This is a genomic window from Microvirga zambiensis WSM3693, assembly GCF_016735695.1.
Taxonomy (GTDB): domain Bacteria; phylum Pseudomonadota; class Alphaproteobacteria; order Rhizobiales; family Beijerinckiaceae; genus Microvirga; species Microvirga zambiensis.
In genome coordinates, this window is the sequence record NZ_JAERQD010000006.1 from 52,773 (window position 1) to 77,322 (window position 24,550).

Here is a 24,550-nt window from a genome sequence, read left to right on the forward strand (position 1 = left end):
CGTTTCTGACCCTGCCTTTCGAGACCTCAACTTAAAAGGCCGGGCAATGCCCGGCCTTTTCTTTTTCTTGAAGCCTCGGATTCTTGGCGCATCGGATGGGACCCAAAAGCGGGAGCCACTTTTCGGTTCGATGCTCTACTCCGCCGCCAGAGCCTGACGGTGAGGATGCTTCTCCTCGGCACGGCTGGCGCGCACGGTTTCCTTCGAGATGAAGGTGTAGAACATCGGCACCACGAAGAGCGTGAAAATCGTGCCGATCGACATGCCCGATGCGATCACGAGGCCCATGGAGAAGCGCGCCGCGGCACCCGCGCCGCTGGCATAGAGCAGCGGCGCAACGCCGAGCACCATGGCCGCCGTGGTCATGAGGATCGGGCGAAGACGGACGCGGGCCGCCTCCTCGATCGCCTCACGCTTGCTGACCCCGTGCTTCTCCTTCTGCTCGTTGGCGAACTCCACCATCAGGATACCGTGCTTGGTGATCAGTCCCACCAGGGTGATCAAGCCGACCTGCGTGTAGATGTTGAGCGTCGCCAGCCCGAGATTGAGGAAGATCATGGCGCCGAACATGGAGAGCGGCACCGACATCATGATGATGAACGGATCGCGGAAGCTCTCGAACTGCGCCGCCAGCACCAGATAGATCACGATGACGGCGAGACCGAAGGCGAGGAAGATCGAGCTTCCTTCCTGGATCTCCAGGCGCGACTGGCCGGCATAATCCTCGTAGAAGCCCTGGGGCATGACCTCCTTGCCGATCGCGCGCAGGGTCGCGAGGCCCTCCGACGTGGTGACGCCGGGCAGCGGCAGCGCCGAGACGGTCGCCGAGTTGAGCTGGTTGAACTGCTCGATGGCGGCCGGTGCCGCATCCGTCTTGATGCTGACGAGCGCGGAAAGCGGAACCATGGAGCCGTCGGAGGCACGCACATAGTACTCGGCAAGGCGCTCCGGATTCAGGCGGTCTTCCTGGCGGACCTGGCTGACCACGTCGTAGCTCCGGCTGTCGCGGTCGAATTTCGAGATCGGCGCGCCGCCGACGAGGGCACCGAGCGTGTTGCCGATCTCCGAGACCGGCACGCCGAGAGCGGCGGCACGGTCGCGGTCGACGGTGATGCGGGCGCGCGGCGTCTCGTAGGAGATCGAGTTCTGAACCACGATGAACTTGCCGGATTTCATCGCGCGCTGGCGAATCTGCTCGGCAACCTCATAGGCCTGGGACGAATCGCCGATGGTGCGCAGCACGTACTGGATCGGCAGCCCGTCGCCGCCACCGGGCAGGGACGGCGGAGCGAAGGCGAAAGCCTGCACGCCGGCATTCTGGTTCAGGAGATTCTGGATCTCCTGCTTGGTCTGCTCGCCCTTCTTCTCGCGCTCGCTCCACTCCTTCAGCTTGAAGCCGAAGAAGCCGCCGCCGCCGCCGTCGATGCCGACGATCAGGAAGCTGGCGTCGATCTCAGGGATTTTCTCGCCTGCATTCGTGAACTGCTTGGAGAAGGCTTGCGTGTAATCGGCGGTCGCGTATTTCGGCACGTTGAGAATGCCGAGATAGGCGCCCTGATCCTCCTCCGGCGCAAGCTCCGAGGAGGTCTTGGTGAACAGGAACACCGTGGTGCCGAGGAGGACCGCGACGATGACGAGCGTTACGCCGCGATAATCGAGCGAGCCCTTGAGGCGCCTTCCATACCAGTTCTCGAGCCGCGTGAAGGTGCGGTCCACGAAGGCCGCGAAACGGCCTTGCGCGCCATGGGACTTCAGCAGCTTCGACGACATCATCGGCGAGAGCGTGATCGCCACGATACCGGAGATGATCACCGAGCCTGCAAGCGTGAAGGCGAACTCCCTGAAGAGCGAGCCCGTCAGGCCCGTCGTGAAGCCGATAGGGGCATACACCGCAGCGAGCGTGATCGTCATGGAGACGATGGGAAGGAAGATTTCCTTCATGCCGACGATGGCCGCGTCGACGGGCTTCAACCCTTCCTCGATGTGACGGTGGATGTTCTCCAGCACCACGATGGCGTCGTCGACCACGAGTCCGATCGCGAGCACCATCGCCAGCAGGGTCAGGAGGTTGATCGAATATCCTAGCGCATAGAGGAAGAAGCACACGCCGATGAGCGAGAGCGGGATCGTCACGATCGGGATCAGCACCGAGCGGAATGACCCTAAGAAGAGCAGGATCACGACCACGACGATGAGGGCTGCTTCACCGATGGTCTTGAACACCTCCTCGATGGAAGCCGAGATGAAGCTCGATGCGTCGTAGACGATCTCGACATTCATGCCCTTGGGCAGGGTCGAACGGATCGCCTCGATCTCCTTCGTGACCTCGGCGGCGGTGGTCAGCGGATTGGCGGACGGCGTCGGCGTGATGCCGATGAAGGTACCCTCGCTGCCGTTGAAGCTGACGATGGTGTCCGTGCTCTTGGGCCCAAGCTCCACGTCGGCCACGTCGCGCAGGCGCACGAGCTGGTCGCCCGCCGACCGGATCGGCAGCATGCCGAAGGTCTCAGGCGTCTGCAGCGTGGTCTGCATGTCGAGCCGGTAGGCCACGTACTCGCTCTGCGTCTTGCCGGGCGCTGCAAGGAAGTTGTTGGCGTTGATCGCCTGGACCACGTCGCCGGCCGTGACGCCGCGCGCCGCGAGGCGCACCGGGTCGAGCCACACGCGCATGGAGAAGTCGCGACCGCCGAGGATCTCGGCATTGCCGACGCCGTTGAGCGTGGCGAAGCGCGGCTGCACCACGCGGGTCAGGAATTCGGAGACCTGCTCCGGATTCATCTCCGTACTGCCGAAGGTGATGTACATGAGGGCGAAGCTCTGACCCGTGCCCTTCATGATCACCGGATCCTCGGCCTCCGAGGGAAGCTGAGCGCGCACCTGCTGCACCTTCGCGGTGACCTCGGTGAGCGCGGCGTTCGGATCGGTGTTCAGGCGCATGCGCACGGACACCGTGCTGATGCCCAGCCGGCTCTGCGTCGTCACGTAGTCCACGCCTTCCGCACTCGACACGGATTTGGCGATGGGCGTGCTGATGAAGCCCTGGATCAGGTCGGCGCTGGCGCCCGTATAGGTCGTCGTGATCGTGATCGTGGTTTCCTCGACCTCCGGATACTGGCGCACCTGGAGGTTCATCAGACCCTGCGCACCGAGCAGCAGGATCAGGAGGCTCACCACCATCGACAGGACGGGGCGGCGGATGAAAAGTTCAGTAAAACTCATGACTAATGCCTATTGGCCGCTCGCGAGCTTCGACGTGTCGAGCTTCGTCACATCGATGGAATTGTCGATCTTCACGGCCGCGCCGGATTGCAGCTTGTTCTGTCCCGAAGCGACCACTTGCTGACCCGCGCTCACGCCGGAGACGATTTCGAGCGCGCCGCCGCGACGGCGTCCGGTCTTCACGAAGACCTGCTTGGCGACCTGGACCTTGTTGTCCCCGCGCTGCTCCTCGTCGATCGTGTAGACGTAGTCGCCATAGAGGCTGGCGATCACCGCCGTCTGAGGCACGGTCAGGACATTGGGCTGCTCGGGAAGAACCGCTTCCACGTGGAGGAACTGGCCGGGGAGGATCGCCCCGTCCTTGTTGTCCTCGACGAGAGCCTGGACCGAAACGAGCCGGGTCTTCGGATCGACGCGCGGATCCTTGCCGATCACGCGGCCCTTGTAGGGAAGATTGCCCTCGGTGGTGCCCACGCGAACTTCCTGACCGAGCTTGATCTCGCTCGCGCGCTGCTCCGGCACCGTGAAGTCGACCTTCATGGAGGAGAGATCCTGGAAGCTCGCGATGACGGTGCCCGGCTGGAGATACTGGCCGACATCGATGCGCGGAATGCCGATGACGCCGGAGAACGGCGCCTTGAGGGCCTTCTGCTCGATGGTCGCCTGAATGCGCGCGAGACGGGAGCGGGCCGCGGCCAGCAACGCGCTGGCCTGATCGAGGTTGGCCTCCGTGCCGTAGCCGCGGGTCGACAGGGTCCGGGCGCGATCGAAGCTGCTCTCAGCCGTCTTCACGGCCGCCTGGACGTCCTGGATGTCGGCGCGTTCGACGGTGTCGTCGAGCTGTACGAGGACCTCGCCCTGGCGAACCTCCTGGTTGGCCTTGAACTTGATCTGGCTGACGATGCCGGCCGTCTCGAAGGCGAGCTCCACGCCGTTGGCGGCCTTGGCCGTGCCGATGGCGCCGATGCTCGGCGTCCAGGTCTTCGCTTCGACCTTGGCAGCCGAGATCGTCTGCGGCGGCGGCTGCATGTTCGCGAAGAACTGCGTGATCATCTTGTCGCGGAAAAAGTTGAACCAGATCAGGCCGGCGCACAGCCCGACCGCAAGAAGAAACACGAGACCAACAACAACGCGCCGTTTCATAGGCTTTTTCCGAGATTCTGGACCCTTATCAACGGGCCCATATAAGACTAAGGGGGTGCGGCATCGACGCGGCTATCCCTTGACGCCAATGCCGTGGAGGCATTTATATACCGTCTGGACGGTTTAGTTGCAAGTGCGCCTGCGCACATGATCAAGAGATGTAGATGCTGTTTCCCAGTGCCCGAGGCCGCAAGAGTTCCAGAGAGAAGATCCTCGATGCGGCGGCAGAGCTTGTAGGCGAGATCGGTGCCGGGCGCCTGACGCTCGAAGCCGTTGCCGACAAGGCTGGGCTCAGCAAGGGCGGGCTCCTTTACAACTTCCCCACCAAGGATGCGCTGCTTCAGGCCATGATCCAGCGCATGATCGACCAGGTCGCCACCGAGAAGGAAGCTTTTCGGGAGACGGCAGGCCCAGGGCCGAACCTGGAGGCCCGCGTGGTCACCAAGACCCTGCTCAATTTCTGCTGCGGCGGCAAGATGCAGGAGATCGCCACGGGCATGATGGCGGCGACAGCCGAGAACCCGCGCCTCCTCGACCCGGTGCGCGAGGTGATCAACACCACCCTCGATCAGCTCAAGACCACCTCCGACGACCTCGACTCCGCGCTCCTCGGCTGGCTCGCGACGGAAGGCCTGAGCAATCTCGAGATGCACAATCTCAGCCCGTTCTCGGAGGCTGACCGCGACCGTATCGTGAAGGCCATCGACCGCCTCGTCACGAAGGGCATCGCCGAGTAGGCGTCCTCGTAGTCTGACTCGCAAAGGATTTTTGCCCAAAGCCCTCATCCTGAGGGCCGCCGCAGGCGGCATCTCGAAGGACGAGGGCGTCTCCAGTGCTCTCTGGAACCTCCTTCGAGACGCAGCTGCGCTGCTCCTCAGGATGAGGTCGAATTTATGAGCCAGCCTCTCAGGATGAGGTGGAAGATTTACGAGCCAGACTCTCAGGCCATCCAGGACGGATCGCTCAACACCTCATCCGTATGCTCGCCAAGGCGCGGCGACGGCCGCTCCGCCGCCATCGGCTGCCCGTCGACGACGATGGGCGAGCGGACGGAAGGGATCGCTCCGCCCTTGGCCGCCTCTGAAGGAAGTTCGATCTTCATGCCGCGGGCGATCACCTGCGGGTCGGCGAAGACATCCGCCACCGTGTTGATAGGCCCCGCTGGAACGCCCTGCTTTTCCAGGGCCGCCAGGAGATCGTCGCGGGTGAACGTGACGGTCAGCCCGCTCAGCAGCGGCGCGAGCTCCGCCCTGTGCCCGACGCGGCCGGCATTGCTGCGGAAGCGCTCGTCCTGCGCCAGTTCGGGCCGGCCGAGAACGGCGACGAGGCGGGCGAACTGCCCGTCATTGCCCACCGCTACGATCACGTGGCCGTCGGCTACCGGAAACACCTGGTAGGGCACGATGTTGGGATGGGCGTTGCCCATGCGCCGGGGCGCCTTGCCCGAGACGAGGTAATTCAGGGCCTGGTTGGCGAGCACGCTCGTCTGCACGTCGAGGAGCGCCATGTCGAGATGGGCACCCTCCCCCGTGGCGTCGCGCTTGCGAAGCGCCGCGAGGATGCCGACCACCGAATAGACCCCGGTGAAGATGTCCACATAGGCGACGCCGATCTTGTGCGGCTCGCCGTCAGGGTCGCCGGTCAGGTCCATGATGCCGCCCATGCCCTGGATCATGAAGTCGTAGCCGGCGCGGGAGGCGTATGGGCCATCCTGGCCGAAGCCCGTGATCGAGCAATAGACGAGGCGCGGGTTGACCTGTTTCAGACTCTCGTAGTCGAGCCCGTATTTCTTCAGGCCGCCGACCTTGAAATTCTCGATCACGACGTCCGCATGGGCCGCGAGCCGGCGCACAAGTTCCTGCCCCTCGGGCGTCTCGAAATCCGCCGCGATGGAGCGCTTGCCGCGGTTGCAGGAATGGAAATAGGCGGCCGAGAGATCGCCGCCGTCCTCCGCCTCGACGAAGGGCGGCCCCCAGGCACGAGTGTCGTCGCCGGCACCCGGCCGCTCGACCTTGACCACATCGGCGCCGAGATCGGCGAGCAGCTGGCCGACCCAGGGGCCGGCGAGGATGCGCGCGAGTTCGAGGACTTTCAGGCCTTCGAGCGGTTTCATGCGGCTCAGTCCATCACGGCATCGAGGCCGCGCTTCAAGCCGATGAAGGACATGACGCGGCGGGCTGCCAGCAGCGTGCCGGCAACATAGGGAGCGGCCGACGACCCGGCATCGTGGCGGATCACGAGCCGTTCGTTGTCGGCACCGAACACCGCCTCGCAGGAGAGGACGAAGGATGGCATGCGCAGGGAATGGACCTGTACTTTCTCCCTCGCCCCGAGCGCGCCGCCGCGGGTCTCCTGCACGCCGACCAGCTGATGGGGAGGCTTGGAGGTTGCAGGCTGGCGCACCTCGCTGAGAAGCTCCGCCAATTCGCGTGCCGTCCCGGAGGGCGTATCGGGCTTCTTCGCCGAGGCGTAGTCGATGACCTCCACATCCGGTACGTAACGGGCCGCCTCGAGGGCGAACCGACGCAGCAGCGTCGCCGTGATGGAGAAATTGCCGGCGCCGAGTACGCCGCGCTCGGCCTTGAGCGCCTGCCGCTCGATCTCCGCATAATCCTCCCCGGAGAGCCCGGAGGTACCGATCACCACATGCCGGCGATGCGCCAGCGCCGTCAGGGTATGCGCCTTGACGGCGCCGGGCTTGGTGTAATCGATCACCACGTCGGAAGGAGCTTTCAGGGCCTCTTCCAAGGTCGCGCTGACCGGAACGCCGAGATGGGGGAGTCCTGCTGCCTCGCCCGCATCCCGTCCCGCGGCGCTGCGGCTGACGGCGCCCGCCAGCTCGAGATCGTGGGAGGCGGCGATCGCCGCGACGAGGGCCTTGCCGACCCAGCCGGTCGAGCCGGCCAAGGTGATCCGAATTGACATGAGGTATCAATCCCCTCTCAGAAGAAAGCCTGCAGTCCGGTCTGGGCACGGCCCAAAATCAGGGCGTGCACGTCGTGCGTACCCTCATAGGTGTTCACCGTCTCCAGGTTCTGCGCATGGCGCATGACATGATATTCCTCTTGGATACCATTTCCGCCGTGCATGTCGCGGGCCTGACGGGCGATATCGAGCGCCTTGCCGCAATTGTTGCGCTTGACCAGCGAGATCATCTCAGGCGCCACGCGGCCCTCGTCGAACAGGCGCCCTACGCGCAAGGAAGCATGGAGGCCGAGCGTAATCTCGGTCATCATGTCGGCGAGCTTCTTCTGGACGAGCTGGGTTGCGGCGAGCGGCCGTTCGAACTGCTTGCGGTCGAGGGTGTATTGCCGCGCCCGGTGCCAGCAATCCTCGGCAGCGCCAAGGGAGCCCCAGGAGATGCCATAGCGGGCCCGGTTGAGGCAGCCGAAGGGGCCTTTCAGGCCGGACACGTTGGGAAGCAGCGCATCCTCTCCGACCTCGACGTCATCCATGACGATCTCGCCGGTGATGGAGGCGCGAAGGGACAGCTTGCCGCCGATCTTCGGGGCGGACAGGCCCTTCATGCCCTTGTCGAGCACGAAGCCGCGGATCTGGTTGTCGTGCGCCTCGGACTTGGCCCAGACCACGAAGACATCGGCGATGGGGGAGTTCGAGATCCACATCTTGGAGCCAGAGAGGCGATAGCCGCCATCGGTCTTCACTGCGCGGGTCTTCATGCCCGCCGGATCGGAGCCGGCATCCGGCTCGGTCAGGCCGAAGCAGCCGACGAACTCGCCGGAGGCGAGCTTGGGCAGGTATTTACGGCGCTGCTCCTCGGAGCCATAGGCATAGATCGGGTACATGACGAGAGAGGATTGCACGCTCATCATGGAGCGGTAGCCGGAATCGACCCGCTCCACCTCGCGCGCCACGAGGCCGTAGGCGACGTAGGATGCGCCGGCGCAGCCGTATTCCTCCGGCAGGGTCACGCCGAGGAGGCCGAGATCCCCCATCTCGTTGAAGATGGCGCGGTCGGTCTTCTCCTCGCGATAGGCCTCGATCACCCGCGGAAGCAGCTTCTCCTGCGCATAAGCGCGGGCGGTGTCGCGGATCATGCGCTCGTCGTCAGTCAGAAGATCGTCGAGAAGGAGTGGGTCCTCCCAGGTGAACTTCGCATATTCCTGAGCACCGGCCATGACGATCATCCTTCCCGAAAGTTGTGCGGCCAGCCGTGTAAGACCAACCAAAGCCATTGAAATTGAGCGGCAAAATCGCGCTGGACAGGCCAAATGTAAATCGACATCTTCGCAGCAGGTTATTCTCAACCGGAATGAACATGTGTTTCGCCGCGGCTTCCTGCCCAATGTGGGCAACCTCCTCGCCTTCGAGGCCACTGCCCGCCATGGCAGCGTGTCGAGAGCAGCGGAAGAGCTCAATCTGACCCAGAGCGCGGTCTCGCGCCAGATCCAGCAACTCGAGGAATCGCTCGGCGTCTCCCTGTTCAGCCGCTCCCGGCAAAGGGTCGTCCTGACCGATGTCGGCCGCCTCTATGCCTCGCAGGTGCGCAGCACTCTATCCGAACTGTCCGACGCCACCCATCAGGCGATCGCGCTGTCCGGCACCAGCGGCGTCCTGAATCTTGCGACCCTGCCGACCTTCGGCACCCGCTGGCTCATTCCGCGCATTCCCGGTTTCTTCGCCCAGCATCCAGGAGCGACGGTGAATTTCGGCGTGCGCCTCGTGCCCTTCGACTTCGCCGCCGAGCCTTTCGATGCCGCCATCCATTTCGGCGAACCGCACTGGCCCGGCGCAGTGTGCGAATTGCTGCGCACGGAGGAGGCTGTCCCCGTCTGCAGCCCGGCCTACCGGCAGCGGGAGAATCTGCACGCGCCGCAGGATCTGACCCGCGCCACCCTGCTCCAGCAGAGCACCCGACCAACGGCCTGGGCGGAGTGGTTCGCCAGCGTCGGGGTGAAGGTGGGCAATCCCCTGCGCGGCCCGCGCTTCGAGCAGTTCGCCATGGTCGCGCAGGCGGCGGCGGCGGGGCTCGGCGCCGGCCTCATTCCGCATTTCCTGATCGCGGACGAGCTGGCTTCGGGCCGCCTGGAGATCCTCTTTCCCAAAAGCCTCGTCAGCGGCGGCGCCTATTACCTCGTCTACCCGGAGCACAAGGCGGAGACGCCGCTGCTGCGCTCGTTCCGCGACTGGATCCTGGAGGAGATCCGTCAGGGATAATCCCTTTTCGGCTTCATGATTCGGAAGCTCAAGGTAAGTGCGACGAGGGCGCAGACGAAGATGGCGCTGACCATCGACAGGGATGTGCCGTTGTAGGTCAGGCTGACCAGCACGATGATCGTGGCGCCCGTGCCGAGCTGCAGGGTGCCCATGAGGGCGGACGCCGTACCAGCGATCGGCCCATGCTCCTCAAGGGCGAGCACCGCCGTCGAGGGAATGACGTAGCCGAGGCAGCCGAAGGAGAGAAACAGCAGCCCCCAGAGAACGAAGGCATTGTCGACGCCAAGAAGCGTGAGGACGAAGAGCAGGCTCACCAGCATTGCGAAGGCCGAAATCGCGGTCCGCACGACCCGCTCGGCGCCGAAGCGGCGCATGAAGATGCTGTTGAACTGCGCGCTGCCGATGAAGGCGATGGCGTTCGAGGCGAAGATCATGCTGTAGGCCGAAGGCGACAGCCCGAAATGCTCGATGAAGATCACCGAGGAACCGGCGAGATAGGCAAAGAAGCTCGCCTGGCTGAACCCGCCGATGAAGGCGAGCCCCAAGAAGCGCCGGTCCTTCAGGAGGCGTCCATAGGTGGCGAAGGCATGCCCCAGCCCTTTGCGGTCTTCGTCCGGCTTGTGAGTCTCCGGCAAAAGGAAGACGACCACGGCAAGGCCGGCAAGGCCGATGGCGGCAATCGCCCAGAAGATCACGCGCCAGCTGAAGAACGCCGTCAGCGTGCTGCCTGCCAGCGGCGCGAGGATCGGCGATACGCTGAAGACCAGCATGGTGGTGGCCATCAGCCGGGCTGCCTCATGCCCGGTATGCAGATCGCGAATGATGGCGCGAGGGATGACCATGGCGGCGCAGGATCCGACGCCCTGCAGGAAGCGGAATGCAATCAGGGTTTCCACATTCGGCGCGAAGCTGCAGCCGATCCCGGCGAGGATGAACAGCCCCAGTCCGAAATAGAGCGGGGGCTTGCGGCCGAAACGGTCGGACAAAGGCCCATAGACGATCTGGCAGACGGAGACCGCCAGGAAGAAGCTCATCAGACTCATCTGCACGGCGCTGACATCGACCTTGAAATCGCGGGCGATGGCCGGGAACGACGGCAGGTACATGTCGATGGCAAAGGGCCCGACAGCGGACAGCATGCCGAGGACGAGCGCATTGCGCAGAAAGGCGGACTTCATCGGAAACGGCTTTCGTAGCCCCGGCTGGTGCACCGGGATTGAGAAAACGGCCTGAACGCGGGGCGAAGCAGGTCAGGATATATCAGCGGAAAGGAATGGAAGCCCCCTCGGGCCTGGCGCACCGAAGGGTGTGCATTGCTTGTATGCCCTCTGGCGCTCAGGTCAAGCCTGGCCTACCCTTGAGGCTGGACTATAATCCGCTCTTGGACCTGCGCTTACCTTTCGTTAACCATGAACGGTGATAGCTGATTAACCATCCAGCTGAACGGGGCTGGTCGCAAAGGAGGTCTTGGCTCCTCTGCGAAGGCTCCCTCTTCGGCTGTCCGGCTGGCCACCAGAGTTTTCAAAGTTCTTCATGATTTTTTCGACGCCCCAGAATCGGACGAGCTTCGGCGCCAAGCCGTCGGATGCTTTCGCAGGGTCCGCCCGTCCGTCTGGCCTGAGGATGGCTGTCGATGCCGTTCTGGCCACGACCGTCCTGGCCACCCTGTCGGCCTGTGCCGGGCGCTCAGATCTGGGATTTGCGACCCTCATGTCCGAGGTCCCGGCAACGCGGGCGATCATCGTCCCCCCGCCCGGCGGACCCTCCGTCGTCGCCGTTCTCCAGCGCACGTATCAGGACGGCATCTCGCAGGAGATCGCGCTCTCGACCGCCTCGCTGACCACCGGGCAGAATGCCTTCTACGTCAGCATGCTCAACAACACGCAGACCAACCCCGAACAGGCCGAGACACTGTCGCTCCCCTCTCTCTCGCAGGACCGGCTCCTGTCGGAGATGGAAGACCGGATCCCTGGCGTCGAGATGCAGACATCGCTGGTCTATGTGCAGAACAAGTTCGGTCCCTTCGGCTTTGCGACCGGCCGGTCATCCAGCGGCGACCTCTGCCTCTATGCCTGGCAGCGGATCGAACCGAACGAACCCGCCGTCTTCCTGCCGGGCGGCGCAGTTTCGGTCCGCCTGCGCCTGTGCGATGCGGACGCCACGGTCGAGCAGCTCCTGAGGGTCTTCTACGGCTTCACGATTGCCGCCTATTACCGCCAGGAATCCTGGAACCCCTACGGCGAACCGCCTCCGCCGCCGGCCCAGCTCGGCGAGACGAATGCACCGATGTATCCGCTGGGCCTCGGCAGCGACACGACCGTTGTCCGCCGCCGCACCATTTCCGGCGAAACCCGCCGCGCTGCTCCGGCAGCACCCAGACGCATGATCGATAAAGACACGAGCACGCCGGCCATCACCACACAACCCCTGCCGCCTCCGCCGACTGCGCCCGAGAGCGGCTATCCCGTCGTCCCCCCGCCTCCGATCCAATAGCCACAGTTCATGGGACAAATGTTATCAAGTCACAATAACATTGTATTTACCCATGTGACATTAGGCCTACACTAAACTATCGATATATTCATGGACCCTGGACTATTCTTCAACTAAGCGTGCCTCCTCCCACGCAAATCCTTTGAGCCGAGAACCTAGACGATGCGAGCAGGTCTTATCGTGGCCTTTTGGGCTGTGGCGGCGATACTGATCGTCTCGATCGTGGCTCTACCCATCAGCCTCCAGGCACATCTGGTCGCAGGCCTCATGGTCGTGGCCTGCATGATCATCATCAAGTTCATGCGCGCCCAGGGCATCTGGCGCCTGATCGCACTGGCTCTCGGCACCGCCATCGTCCTGCGCTACGTCTTCTGGCGCACCACCAGCACCATCCCGCCGATCACCGAGGTGGCGAGCTTCATCCCCGGCTTCCTGCTCTATCTGGCCGAGATGTACAGCGTCATGATGCTGTTCCTGAGCCTTTTCGTGGTGTCGAGCCCCCTGCCCTCGCGCAAGGCCCCGCAGATCGACCCGCAGAACCTGCCGACCGTCGACATCTTCGTCCCGAGCTACAACGAGGGTGCAGATCTTCTGGCCACGACACTCGCCGCGGCCAAGGCGATGACCTATCCCGCCGACAAGATGACGGTCTGGCTTCTGGATGACGGCGGCACGGACGAGAAGTGCAATTCGAGCAACACTGCCTCCGCCCAGCAGGCCCGCGAACGTCGCGCCGAGTTGCAGGCGCTGTGTGCTTCCCTCGACGTGAAATACCTGACCCGCGCCCGCAACGTGCATGCCAAGGCGGGCAATCTCAACAACGGGCTCGAGAACTCGACCGGCGATCTGGTAGCGGTGTTCGATGCGGACCACGCCCCGGCCCGCAGCTTCCTCACCGAGACCGTCGGGTACTTCACCAAGGACAAGAGCCTGTTCCTGGTCCAGACGCCGCACTTCTTCATCAATCCGGACCCGCTGGAGCGCAATCTCGGCACCTTCCAGACCATGCCGTCCGAGAACGAGATGTTCTACGGCGTCATCCAGCGCGGCCTCGACAAGTGGGACGCCGCCTTCTTCTGCGGCTCGGCCGCCGTGCTGCGGCGCGAGGCCTTGCAGGAAACCAACGGCTTCAGCGGCGTCAGCATCACCGAGGATTGCGAGACCGCTCTCGAACTGCATTCCCGCGGCTGGACGAGCGTCTATGTGGACAAGCCGCTCATCGCCGGCCTGCAGCCGGACAGCTTCGCCAGCTTCATCGGCCAGCGCTCGCGCTGGGCTCAAGGCATGATGCAGATCCTGCGCTACAAGTTCCCGCCCCTCAAGCGCGGGCTGAGGATCTCGCAGCGCCTCTGCTACATGTCGAGCAGCATGTTCTGGCTGTTCCCGTTCTCGCGGTTCTGCTTCCTCGTCTCGCCGCTGTGCTACCTGTTCTTCTCGCTCGAGATCTTCACCGCATCGGGCGGCGAGTTCTTCGCCTATACGTTCACCTACATGATGGTGAACTTCATGATGCAGAACTACCTTTATGGCCGCTACCGCTGGCCGTGGATCTCGGATCTCTACGAATATATCCAGACGATCTATCTTTTGCCGGCCGTGCTGTCGGTGATCGCCAATCCCAGCAAGCCCACCTTCAAGGTGACGGCGAAGAACGAGTCCATGGAGGAAAGCCGGGTCTCGGAACTGGGAACGCCCTATTTCATCATCTTCGGCATCCTGATCCTCGGCGTCATCGCCACCGGAATCCGCGTCTGGGCCGAGCCCTACAAGGCCGACCTGACCCTGGTGACGGGAGCCTGGAACGTACTCAATCTCATCATCGCCGGCTGCGCGCTCGGCGTGGTGTCCGAGCGGGCGACGCGGCGCCAGAGCCACCGCGTGCGCGTCGAGCGGCCCTGCCGCTTCATCATGGGCGACGAGATCATCGATGCGGTCCTGAAGGACGTGTCGGTGGGCGGCGGCCGGCTCCATGTGCCGCCCTCGGCCGAGCCGCGCCTGAAGAAGGGAACTGCCGGCACTCTCGAGTTCCAACCCTTCGCCAACCTTCCCGTCCAGCACCTGCCGGTGGAGATCCGCAAGGTTAGCATGGACGACAAGGGCCTGCTGCTGGGGTGCCAGTTCCTGATCGAGAAGGCCGAGCACCGCAAGATGATCGCCGACCTCGTCTTCGCCAACGCGGACCAGTGGAGCACCTTCCAGAAGAACCGTCATCACGACATCGGCGTTCTGCGCGGGACGCTCTGGTTTTTCATGGTCGCGTTCTACCAGACCGGCCGCGGCCTCTCCTATTTCCTCGGCCTGCAGAGGATCGGCAGCTCCAGCCCGCCGGCCCCCTCCGTCGCCTCGGCCGCCAAGTAGAGGTGCCTCGTGCGTCTGGTCCATATCCTTCCTCTGCTGGCCTTGCAGGCTTTGGGTGCCACGGAAGCCGCCGCCCAGGCTTCACCCTTCACCATGTCGCCGAACGGGCAGAGCAATCCCCCCGCTGTCAGGCCCCAGCCGCAGCCTGCGGCACCCGCCCCCTCCGGCCAGGGCTTCGAGATGCGCCAACCCGGCGCTGCTCCAGCCACGCCTCCCGCAGCCCAGCCGTCTTCGCCTCCGGCGAATGCTGGAACGCCCTTCAACATGGGGCCGGCCCGCCAGGCTCCGGCATCGCCATCCCCCTCGCCTCAGACGGGTGCTGCGCCGGCGAGACAGCCGGCTCCGGCCGCGACGGCGGCACGTGGCGGCGTGCGGAACGAACGTCCGGTTCTTCCCTTCGAGACGGTTCGCCTGGAGGGGGAGTCGGACGCCAAGTCCTGGACGGTTCACCTCACGCAGGACGAAGCGGCAAGCGGGGCCTCCCTGGTGCTGGGCTTCAAGAATGCCGTCGTGGTCATGCCCGAGGGATCGCGCCTGCGGATCGCGATCAATGGGGAATCGGTGGTCGATACCCCGATCTCCTCGCCGAACGACATCAAGCGCCTGACCGCAACGATCCGTCCCGGTCTTCTGCGGGCGGGACAGAACATCATCCGCGCGGAAGCCTTCCAGCGCCACCGCACGGATTGCACAATCGATGCGACCTATGAGCTCTGGACCGATCTCGACTCGGCGACGACCAGGCTCGTCTTTGCGGAAGGCGCGGCGAAGACCCTGCGCGGCCTGGACGATCTTCCGGCGGTGGGCGTCGACAGCACCGGCGTGACCACGATCCGCGTGGTTGCGCCGAAGATCTACCGCCCCGAAATCCGCGACCGCCTGCTGCGCCTCGTGCAATTGGTGGCCCTGCGCGGGCGCTACGCCCACCCGGTGATCCAGGTGGTGGAAACCGATCCCGGCCCCTCCCCCGTCGGCACGATCAAGGTGGCCATCGGCCTGGCCGGCGAATTGCGCGGATTGGTGGCTGGCATGCCGGATGCCGCCTCGTCGCAGCCGCTCACGATGATGATGCAGGATCCCGGCTCCCTGGGCTCGACCCTCGTCGTGTCCGGTCCGACCTGGCAGGATCTCGACACCGCCATCGGCATCGTCGGTGCGCAGGCCGTCAACAACGCCAATGTCCAGCGCGGCATTCTCGACACGGCCGCCTGGCACTGGCCGGAAATCCTGACCGCCTTCGGTGCCCACTCCTTCCGCTTCGCGGATCTCGGCGTGCCGACGCAGGAATTCTCCGGGCGGCGCCTGAAGGCCGAATTCGCCATCAACCTGCCCTCCGATTTCTACGCGACCGAATACGGCGAGGCGATCCTTCATCTCGATGCGGCCTATACCGCCGCGGTCCGGCCGGGCAGCCACATCAACGTGTTCGTCAACGGCATGATCAGCACGCAGACGACGATCACCAAGCAGGGCGACATCGTCCGGCGGCACACCATCCGGCTGCCTCTCAGGAACTTCAAGGCCGGCATCAACCAGGTCACCATCGAAGCGATCCTGCTCACCGATGCGGACGAACGCTGCGCCCCCGGCGAGACGCTATCAGAATCGAACCGCTTGGTTCTCTTCGATACCTCGACCCTCGATTTTCCGACCTATGGGCGCATCGGCCGCGTGCCGGACCTTGCCGTCATGAGCACCGGCCGGTTCCCGAACGAGGACGTCCCCACGACCATCGTCCTGGCACGGCCCGACCCGCTCAACTATTCCGCTGCCGGCACGCTGCTCGCCCGCATGGCGCGCAGCGGCGGCACACCCGTGCGGGCGCAGTTCTCCAACGCGGCTTCGGACGACGAATCCGTGCTCTTCATCGGCGCCGTCGATCAGATCCCGTCGGGCCTCCTCAACCGCGTGAAGGTTTCCGAACATCTGCGCATGATCTGGCCCTCGACGCCCACGGGCGACAGGGCAGGACCGCAGGTGGCGAGCTCGGATTTCAGCCTGCCCACGTCCCAGGTCTCGCCCGATCGTCTCGCCACCGCATCGACCGACGAGGTCCGCCGGCGCTGGTCCGACACGTTCCAGCGGCGCGGCTTTTTCCAGCAGACGCTCGGCACCCTGCAGGGCTGGATGGAAAAGACCTTCAGCCTCTCCCTCAGCTCCCTGTCGCTGGAGGAGCGAACCGACGCACCCTATGAGCCGCCGCAGCGCGCCTCCCTGCTCCTGGCCCAGAACCAGAGCGACACGGCCGGCGTGTGGACTCTTCTGACGGCGCGTACCGATCGGGCTCTGGCGGACGAGATGGCCCGCCTCGCCAACCCGCTGCTCTGGTCCCAGGTCGCGGGCCGGGCCGTCGCCCTGGAGCCCAGGGAGACGAAGCTCCAGGTCGAGCCCATCAACGATTATCGCTTCGTCCAGACGCAGCCGCTTTCTTTGAGGAACATGCGCCTCGTGGCGGCGAACTGGATGTCCGCGAACCTCGTTCAATACGCGCTTCTCCTGCTGACGGCCTGCATGGTCCTGGGCGTCGCGACCTATCTGCTTCTGAACCGCCTGGGGCGCCGGCCATGACGGGCGATGCGTCTCCTCCGAAGCGGATTCTGCCCTGGCTCGTCACTGCAATTCTCCTTCTCACGGGGTCGATGGCCAGCTCCCAAACACTTTCCGTCCAGCCGCTGAACCTGGTGGGAACCATCTCCGCCGCCGACTGGGAGGCCTATCGCTCCCGTTTCGTCGAGGACAGCGGACGGGTGGTCGACACCGCCAACGGCAACATCAGCCACAGCGAGGGCCAGGGCTACGGGCTCCTGCTCGCGCTGGCGGCCGGGGATCGACGCTCCTTCGAGCAGATCTGGAATTTCACCTTCACCGAGCTTCTCATCCGCGACGACGGCCTCGCGGTCTGGAAATGGGACCCCAACGGCAAACCGAAGATCACCGACCGCAACAACGCGACCGACGGCGATCTTCTCATCGCCTACGCGCTTGCCCGGGCGGGAGCCGCCTGGCAGGAAACCCGCTACACCAATGCGGCTCAGAAGCTCGCCAAGGCGATCGGCAAAAGCACTTTGAGCCGCGCCGGAGGATCCCTCGTCCTGCTTCCAGGCTCCCAGGGCTTCGGTGCCGGCGATCGACCGGATGGTCCGGTCATCAATCTTTCCTATTGGGTTTTCGAGACCTTCCCGGTCATGGCGGCCCTTGCGCCGGAATATGAGTGGACGCGCGTCTGGCGTGATGGCGTCATGTTGCTGCAGCAGGCAACCTCGGGCCGGGTGCGGCTTCCGGCCGATTGGATTTCTCTGCAAAACGGCCTGCAGCCCAAGCCTGCCGATGGCTTTCCCCCCGAATTCGGTTACAACTCGTTAAGGATACCGCTTTACCTGTTGAGAGCAGGAATGACCGAGATGGAGTGGCTGAGGGCTCTCAAGCAGCGCTGGTCTGCGGAGAATGAAGGGGTTGCCGTGATCAACGTCGTCACCGGCCAAGTGCGCGAGCGGCTTACCGACCAGGGTTACGCCATGCTTCCCGCCGCCCTGGCCTGTGCGCTCGACGGAACGCCGATTCCGGAGCCGCTCAAAAGCTTCGAGCCGAGCCTCTATTACCCGTCGACCCTGTATCTCTTGGCGAAATCCCTGCTCGGTGAAAAATATCCGCAATGCGTCTAGTCGGCAGCGCCATCACCATTGCGGTTGCAATCCTCGGCTTCGCGGCGATCGCGCAGCAGACGGGCTCCGGCGTCAGCCAGCCGCCAGCGGAAGCACCGCCGGCGCCCGCGCCGCCCCCGCCGGCACCGACGAACGGATCGCAGTCCCAATCTCAACCGCAGGTCGATGAATCGGCGCTGCGCTATTTCGCATCCCAGGGCGATACCCGCCGGGTGAATGCCGAAATCGCCCGCCTGCGCGCGCTCTATCCGAACTGGACCCCGCCGAGCGATCTCTCGCAGCTCTCAGGCAGCCCCGGCGCCCCGCCGCCCGACCCACTCATCGAACGTCTCTGGAACCTCTATCGCGAGGATCGCATCGCGGAGGTTCGCGCGGCCATCGCCGAGCGCCAGGCCACGGACGCGAACTGGAAGCCGCCGGAGGAGCTGGTCACCGCGCTCGAGACTGTCGAAGCCCGTCGCCGTTTGACCAATGCGTCCGATACCGGGCAATGGCGGACCGTCCTTTCAGTGGCGACGGAGGTGCCAGGCCTTCTCACCTGCATGAATGTCGACGTGCTCTGGCGCGTGGCGGAGGCCTTCGCCCGCACCGACCAGCCGAACCGGACGCGGGACGTCTACACCTACATCCTGACGAACTGCGCCACTCCGGCCGAACGCCTGGCGACCCTGCAGAAGGCGCTCCTCGTTCTGCCAGAGCCGCAGGTCACGGCGCTGCTCCAGTTCGAGCGCAGGACCGGCGACACCCCGGACGATTTCGGCACCATCCGCGACGAGCTCGCCCGGCGCCGGGTCGAGCGCGCTTCCCTCGACAGCAAGATGACCGCCTCGGCGGACGATCTCGCCGTGGTCGAAAGGATGATCCAGACCAGCGGCGAAGCGGGTCCTGTGCTGATCCTCGGCTGGTACAACTACCATCACAACAATCCCACACGGGCTCTCGAACTGTTCAAGACCGCACTCGACCGCAACGCCGGCCCGAAGGCGGCCGAGGGCTATGCCATGTCCCTGCGGGCACTCAACCGCCTCGCGGAGGCCGAGACCTTTGCCTATGAGTGGCGCGAGCGCGCCCCCGAGAACATGAAGATCTATCTCGACGTGGCGACTGCCCTGCTCAGCCAGGATCCACCGCCGCGCCTCGACACGCAGGTGGTCGGCCGGATCGTTCCGGTGGTCATGGCTCAGCGATTCTCCGATGCAGCCCAGGCCCTCGGCTGGTATTCCTACAACACGGAACAGATCCGCACCGCCCGCGACTGGTTCCGCACCGCCCTGAGCTGGAAGGCTGATGACGAGCCGTCCGCCTATGGTCTCGCCCTGTCGACGCAGCGCCTGAACGACCGGGGCGGGTTCAACGCCGTCGTCGCCCAATGGCGCAGCCGCTCCCAGCGCATCGCCGATCTGGCGGACGGGGTGAATCCCGCCACGGGACGGCAGGCCGTCGCCGCACAGCCTGCCGTCCCGCAGCCTGCCATGACTGCCCCCCCTGCTATGGCCGCTCCCGTCGAGACCGCCCCACCGCCAGCGCAGCCGCGCTATGCGCCCCGCGAGGTCGCAGTGGAGCGGGTCGAAGCCGAACAGGCTTTCGTCCAGACCGAGGAGAATGTGCGCCGCCGGCAAACACAGGCGCGCTCGGCTCTGGGGCGCAACTGTGCCATCACCCGCAATCCAAGCGGCCTTTCTGCCGACGCGGCTCTGACCCGCGGCTGGTGCCTGATGGAGGCGAATCGTCCGCTCGAAGCCGTGAACGCCTTCGACCGGGCGATCGCCAATGGCAGCAGCCGTACCCGGGAGGAGGCCGCCTACGGCAAGTCCCTCGCTTATCTGCGCAAGAACCTGACCTCGGAAGCGGCCATTGCGGCCGCCGAGGCGCCGCAGAACCGCGAGCGTCGCGTCGAGCTGGGGGCTTCGATCCTGACCCAGCGCGCCCTTGCCGCCTATCGCGACGGACGCTACGTGGAAACGCTCCATGCCCTCAGCGAGCGTGCCCGCATCGTGCCGGAGCAGAACGACCTGCTGCTGATCCGCGGCTGGTCCTATCTCAAGCTCGGACGCTTTGACGATGCGGAGAAGGTCTTCCGCGCCGTCCAGCAGACCGGCTATTCGGAAGAGGCGGCCGCCGGCCTGAACGCGATCCGTGAAGTCACCGGACAGGTACGCTATTAATCCGGGCCGAGGGCGCCCTGCTGTTGCCCGGTGAAACTTTGTGCCTATCTAAGCCGTGGGCGCGTCCGCCCCTTCCGACTTCTCCCGCGATCCGAGCATGGCAAGCCTGCAGATCATAGTTTTCGACGTGTGCGGCACCGCCTGCGCCCTGCATAGAAGCGCGGCGCGGGAGTTTCTGCCATTGCCCCGCCTCTGGCGTCCGCCAGCGCTCCCCCGACCGGTTGCCGGCTTCTTCAACCTGAGCGGCAGCGCGGTCCCGGTTCTCCGGCTCGATGTGCTTTTCGGACTTCCGCAGGAGGATGCCGACGCAGAGAGCGCGCTTTACCGGCACCTGATCCTGACTGGCGGCTCGAATACGACGGCGCTTCTCGTCGATCGGGTTTTGGATGTGGCGACCATCGACACATCCCGCCTTTCGCCCGTGCAGCAGGCCGATAGCCTCAACGGCTGCGTCGAGGCGGAGGTCACATGGGAGGAGCGTCTGGTCCATCTGCTTTCGCTCGAGCGGATACTGCTCGCCGAGGAGCGTCAGGCGCTCGCGGAACTCGGACGCCAGGCCCAGAACCGGCTTGGCGAATGGGCGGTCTCGGCCTGATGGCGGCACGCGCCGTCGCCGCTCCGCTGATCGATGCAGGCTTCCCGCAGCTGAAGAGCCGCATCATCGAGCGCACCGGGCATTTCTATTACCAGGACAAGGACGACCTCCTGTGGGAGCGCGTGCGCAAGCGTCTGCGTGCGACCGGCCTTCCCGATTCGACGCGATATCTGACCCTCCTCGACGATGCGATTTCGGGACCTGCCGAATGGGGCCGTCTGGAAGCCGAGATCACCATCGGCGAAACCTTCTTCTTCCGTTATGCGGAGCAGTTCACCGCTCTGCGCGACACGATCCTGCCCGAGATCATCGCGCGTAAGAGTGCCACGCGGCGGCTGCGCATCTGGAGCGCCGGCTGCTCCACGGGAGCCGAGGCCTTTTCCCTCTCGATTCTCGTGAACGAGATTCTCGGGAAAAGCCTGGAGGATTGGCGCATCGTCATCCTCGGCACCGATATCAACGACAGCTTCCTCAAGGCGGCGCGACAAGCGCAGTTCGGAAAATGGGCGCTGCGCTCGATGCCGCCGCAGGAACGGGAGCGGTATTTCATCGGCATCGACAAGGACCGATGGCAGGTGCGGCCGGAGTTCCGCTCCATCGTCCGCTTCGAGCGCCACAACCTGCTGAGCCTTCTCGACGGAACCTCGCCGCTGGAACTCACGGAATTCGACCTGATTCTTTGCCGCAACGTCCTGATCTATTTTCATCCGGACACCGTCGTCGAGCTCGTGGGAGCCTTGCGCGACCGCCTCACCGAGGACGGCTGGATGCTGCTCGGGCATGCGGAGCCCAATCCCACCTTCTCAACCATGATGCAGGTGGTGAATCTGCCGGGAACGGTGGCCTATCGCCATGGATCGGGAGCGGCGACGACGCCGGCTCCCCCCGTCTCGCAACTCCCGGCTCTGCCGCCGCCGGAGTGGAAGCCGTTCCTGCCGCCGCCGAAACCGGCGGAGCCTGTCAAAGCGAAGCGGCAAGCGCCGCCCTCGGCCCCGACCTTGCCGAAGGCTCCCTCGGCATCCGACGAGCCGGATGCCCTGCTGGAGGAGATCAGGGCGCGAGCCGATGCAGGCGATTTCGCCGCCGCGGACGGGCTCTGCCGCAAGGCCTTGGCCGAACAGCCTCTCGATGCCAGACTGCACTTTTATCGCGGTCTCGTCCTGCGGGAGCTCAGGCGCCCCGGCGAGTCGGAGAAAAGCTTCCTTAACAGCCTCTACCTCGATAAAAGCTTCGCCATGGCTCACTATCACCTTGGTCTCCTGCTGCTTGCGGACGGCAGATCCGGTTCCGGACGGCGCTCTCTGACCAATGCGGCCCGTATTGCAGCCACCATGCCTGGCGACCGCCAGCTCGATGAAGCGGACGGGCTCACGGCGAAGGATCTGCGAGACCTTGTCCGCGCGCATCTCGCCGCAGATACGCCTGCGAGGCGCGGAGGCTGACCATGGCGAAATCTGTACGCCGCAAGCTGCATCAAATGGCCCAGTTCCGCGTCCGCTCGGCGGAGGAGCGGAGACGGCAGATCCTCGACGACAGAACCGCGAACCTGGCCGCCCGCAAGGATGCCTCGGCACCCGCCGAAGCGCCCGCCCGCGCGCTGGTCTGCGGCTCGGGCCGCGAGCGTTTCGGCATCCCTGTCGAGGTTGTGGCGGAAATTCTGCCGGCGCAGAAATGCGTTCCCGTTCCCGATGCGGCGCCGGCCCTGATTGGCCTCTTCGGCCGCGGTGGACGGCTGGTGAGCGTGATCGACCTGGCGGTCGCCCTTGGCCTCGAACCGGCCGCCGCGGACGATGGGGACCAGCACTTCGTGCTCCTGCGGCGCGAGCAGCCCCAGGTGGCCCTGAGGGTCGAGCGCGCCTACGCGGTTTCCGAGATTCTCCCGCTGGCCGGCGAGGAGGCGGCGGGTTTCCGAAACGATGCGGTCACCGGCTATGCCAGGCCAGCGGCCGGGATGTCCGACCAAGAAGAAACCCTGTCCCTTCTCGACACCGAGCGCCTCCTGCGCCCCTTCCTGCCCTCTTCCCCTGTTCCTGGAGTCTGACGTGACGATCTCGATCGCCAACCGTATTCTTCTCGGCTTCGCCGTCATCGTCGCGCTCATGGTCGGGCTCGGCATCTACGCCATCAACCAGCTCGACGACGTCCGGACTTCGACGGAAACGATCGTCACGCGCGACCTCGCCCTGATGCGCCAGCTCGAGGATGTCGGAGACCGGCAGAACGTGATGCGCGGATTGCGCGAAGAAATCCTCTCCCGCTTCTTCCTGCGCTCCCTCGGCCAGCAGCAGGTGGCCGGCGACGATCTCGCCCGCTCCTGGGAGCAGCAGGCGGCGGCAACGGAAGCATCCCTCGATCAGGCACTTGCGACGGTGAATGGTTTCTCGACGACCTCCGTCACGTCGCAGCGGGCCGATGCCTGGCGGCGGATCATCGAAAGCTTGAATCGCGCCGGCGCGGACTTGCGCCAGCTGCGCACGACAAGCGAACGGCAGTTCGCAGCCCTGCAGAGCAACGATCTCGCCACAGTGATTGCTGCCCAAGGCGCCCTGAACGGCAGCCGAGAATCCTGGAACCGCAATCTCGCACAGGCCCGCAGCATCCTCAGCGAAGCGATCACCATCGGGCAGCGGCGGATCGGAGAGGTCTACGAGCAGAGCCGCATGTCGATCATCCTGGCCCTGGCCGGAGCGGCTCTCCTCAGCATCATCATCACCTATGCCCTGCGTTCCTCCATCACCGGTCCGCTGGGCACCTTCATGGGCTTCGTCGAGCGGGTCGGGCGCGGCGAGCTCGGCGGTCAGATGGCTGTCACGGGCAAGGATGAGATCGGGCATCTCGGCACGACCCTCAACACCATGGTCGACGGGTTGCGGCAGCTCGCCCGGCAAAGCCGCGAAGCAACGGAAAACCTGAACGCAGCCGCTGCCGAGATCCGGGCTTCGACCCAGGAGCAGGCAGCCTCCGTGGAAGAGCAGCTTGCCGCCGTGCAGGAAACGGCCGCGACGGTCGACGAGATCACACATTCCGGCACGCAGATCGGCAAGCGCGCGCAGGAGGTCATCGCCTCGGCGCAGGCCGCCGCGCAGACCAGCATGTCTGGATTGCAGGCCGTGGAGGAAACCGCCCGCGCCATGGACTCCATCCGCGAGCAGGCTGAAGCGGTGGCGGAGAACATCGTCGCCTTGAGCGAGAAGACGCAGGCTGTCGGCGAGATCATCACATCGGTCAACGACATTTCGGAGCGCACACATCTGCTCGCGCTCAACGCAGCGATCGAGGCGGCTGCAGCCGGCGAGAACGGCCGCAGCTTCGCGGTCGTGGCCTCCGAGATGAAGACGCTCGCCGATCAGGCGAAGGACGCGACGCTTCAGGTCCGCTCGATCCTCGGCGACATTCAGCGCGGCATCAACTCATCCGTCATGCTGACCGAGGAAGCCGTGAAGCGCGTCGCTGCAGGCAAGGAACGTACGGACATTACGCAGCAGACCATCACCGGCATTTCGGGCCAGATTCAGGAGAGCGTCCAGACCTTCCAGCAGATCATCGCCTCGACCAATCAGCAGCAGCTCGGCATCGAGCAGGTGATGGGCGCCTTGCAGAACATCCGCCAGGCGAGCCAGCAGACGGCGGCCGGCACGCGCCAGCTCGATACGGCGGCGGCCAACTTGTCCAGCCTTGCGCAGCAGCTCCTCGGCCTTGCCGAGCGCTATCGCCTGTAATTCGGCGCCGATGGAGAC

General features: G+C 64.9%; 17 protein-coding genes. 11 read left to right on the top strand and 6 right to left on the bottom strand.

From position 1 onward, the window contains the following. Nucleotides 1-135: 135 nt before the first annotated feature. A complete protein-coding gene (locus JKL46_RS06760) occupies nt 136-3,219 on the bottom strand; it encodes an efflux RND transporter permease subunit (protein ID WP_201831160.1) in 3,084 nt (1,027 codons plus the stop codon). 9 nt (nt 3,220-3,228) lie between these two features. Further along, nucleotides 3,229-4,362: an efflux RND transporter periplasmic adaptor subunit gene (locus tag JKL46_RS06765; RefSeq protein WP_201831162.1), complete on the bottom strand. Its 1,134-nt coding sequence runs from the start codon at nt 4,360-4,362 to the stop codon at nt 3,229-3,231. Nucleotides 4,363-4,526: 164 nt separating this feature from the next. On the opposite strand from JKL46_RS06765, the gene JKL46_RS06770 reads away from it, so the two are divergent. Further along, entirely contained in the window at nt 4,527-5,099 is a 573-nt protein-coding gene (locus JKL46_RS06770) for a TetR/AcrR family transcriptional regulator (protein WP_201831164.1), read from the top strand. Between the two features lie 203 nt (nt 5,100-5,302). On the opposite strand, the gene JKL46_RS06775 is transcribed toward JKL46_RS06770, so the two are convergent. The 3 genes from JKL46_RS06775 to JKL46_RS06785 are packed head-to-tail and all read right to left on the bottom strand — an operon-like array spanning nt 5,303 to nt 8,501. Then, nucleotides 5,303-6,475: a CaiB/BaiF CoA transferase family protein gene (locus tag JKL46_RS06775; protein WP_201831166.1), complete on the bottom strand. Its 1,173-nt coding sequence runs from the start codon at nt 6,473-6,475 to the stop codon at nt 5,303-5,305. Nucleotides 6,476-6,480: 5 nt separating this feature from the next. Next, the gene (dapB, locus tag JKL46_RS06780) at nt 6,481-7,287 is read right to left on the bottom strand and encodes a 4-hydroxy-tetrahydrodipicolinate reductase (protein ID WP_201831168.1); all 807 of its coding nucleotides are present in this window, start codon (nt 7,285-7,287) and stop codon (nt 6,481-6,483) included. Nucleotides 7,288-7,304: 17 nt separating this feature from the next. Then, entirely contained in the window at nt 7,305-8,501 is a 1,197-nt protein-coding gene (locus tag JKL46_RS06785) for an acyl-CoA dehydrogenase (protein ID WP_201831170.1), read from the bottom strand. Between the two features lie 142 nt (nt 8,502-8,643). Between JKL46_RS06785 and JKL46_RS06790 the strand changes: the two genes are divergently transcribed. Continuing rightward, entirely contained in the window at nt 8,644-9,540 is an 897-nt protein-coding gene (locus JKL46_RS06790) for a LysR family transcriptional regulator (protein WP_343074025.1), read from the top strand. On the opposite strand, the gene JKL46_RS06795 is transcribed toward JKL46_RS06790, so the two are convergent. Next, complete coding sequence (locus JKL46_RS06795; RefSeq protein WP_201831172.1) at nt 9,531-10,718, bottom strand: multidrug effflux MFS transporter; 1,188 nt, start codon at nt 10,716-10,718, stop codon at nt 9,531-9,533. The two genes, JKL46_RS06790 and JKL46_RS06795, sit on opposite strands and share 10 nt — an antisense overlap. A gap of 355 nt (nt 10,719-11,073) precedes the next feature. Between JKL46_RS06795 and bcsN the strand changes: the two genes are divergently transcribed. The 9 genes from bcsN to JKL46_RS06840 all read left to right on the top strand — a co-directional run bounded on the left by bcsN (nt 11,074) and on the right by JKL46_RS06840 (nt 24,532). Beyond that, nucleotides 11,074-12,033, top strand: coding sequence for a cellulose biosynthesis protein BcsN (gene bcsN, locus JKL46_RS06800; protein ID WP_201831174.1), 960 nt, complete (start codon nt 11,074-11,076; stop codon nt 12,031-12,033). A 162-nt stretch (nt 12,034-12,195) separates the two neighbouring features. After that, nucleotides 12,196-14,391 carry a UDP-forming cellulose synthase catalytic subunit gene (bcsA, locus tag JKL46_RS06805; RefSeq protein ID WP_201831179.1) on the top strand — a complete coding sequence of 732 codons (2,196 nt, stop codon included), beginning with the start codon at nt 12,196-12,198 and terminating at the stop codon, nt 14,389-14,391. 9 nt (nt 14,392-14,400) lie between these two features. After that, entirely contained in the window at nt 14,401-16,959 is a 2,559-nt protein-coding gene (locus JKL46_RS06810) for a cellulose biosynthesis cyclic di-GMP-binding regulatory protein BcsB (protein ID WP_201831182.1), read from the top strand. After that, nucleotides 16,956-18,053: a family 8 glycosyl hydrolase gene (locus JKL46_RS06815; protein WP_201831184.1), complete on the top strand. Its 1,098-nt coding sequence runs from the start codon at nt 16,956-16,958 to the stop codon at nt 18,051-18,053. The genes JKL46_RS06810 and JKL46_RS06815 overlap by 4 nt, the downstream gene beginning before the upstream one ends. Further along, nucleotides 18,044-20,218: a tetratricopeptide repeat protein gene (locus JKL46_RS06820; RefSeq protein ID WP_201831188.1), complete on the top strand. Its 2,175-nt coding sequence runs from the start codon at nt 18,044-18,046 to the stop codon at nt 20,216-20,218. Before JKL46_RS06815 ends, JKL46_RS06820 begins: the two co-directional genes overlap by 10 nt. 97 nt (nt 20,219-20,315) lie before the next feature. Further along, nucleotides 20,316-20,813, top strand: a complete 498-nt coding sequence (locus tag JKL46_RS06825; protein ID WP_201831189.1) for a chemotaxis protein CheW — start codon at nt 20,316-20,318, stop codon at nt 20,811-20,813. Beyond that, the gene (locus JKL46_RS06830) at nt 20,795-22,255 is read left to right on the top strand and encodes a CheR family methyltransferase (RefSeq protein ID WP_246529189.1); all 1,461 of its coding nucleotides are present in this window, start codon (nt 20,795-20,797) and stop codon (nt 22,253-22,255) included. Before JKL46_RS06825 ends, JKL46_RS06830 begins: the two co-directional genes overlap by 19 nt. 2 nt (nt 22,256-22,257) lie before the next feature. Beyond that, the gene (locus JKL46_RS06835) at nt 22,258-22,854 is read left to right on the top strand and encodes a chemotaxis protein CheW (protein ID WP_201831190.1); all 597 of its coding nucleotides are present in this window, start codon (nt 22,258-22,260) and stop codon (nt 22,852-22,854) included. A gap of 1 nt (nt 22,855) precedes the next feature. Continuing rightward, entirely contained in the window at nt 22,856-24,532 is a 1,677-nt protein-coding gene (locus JKL46_RS06840; protein WP_201831191.1) for a methyl-accepting chemotaxis protein, read from the top strand. Nucleotides 24,533-24,550: the final 18 nt, after the last annotated feature.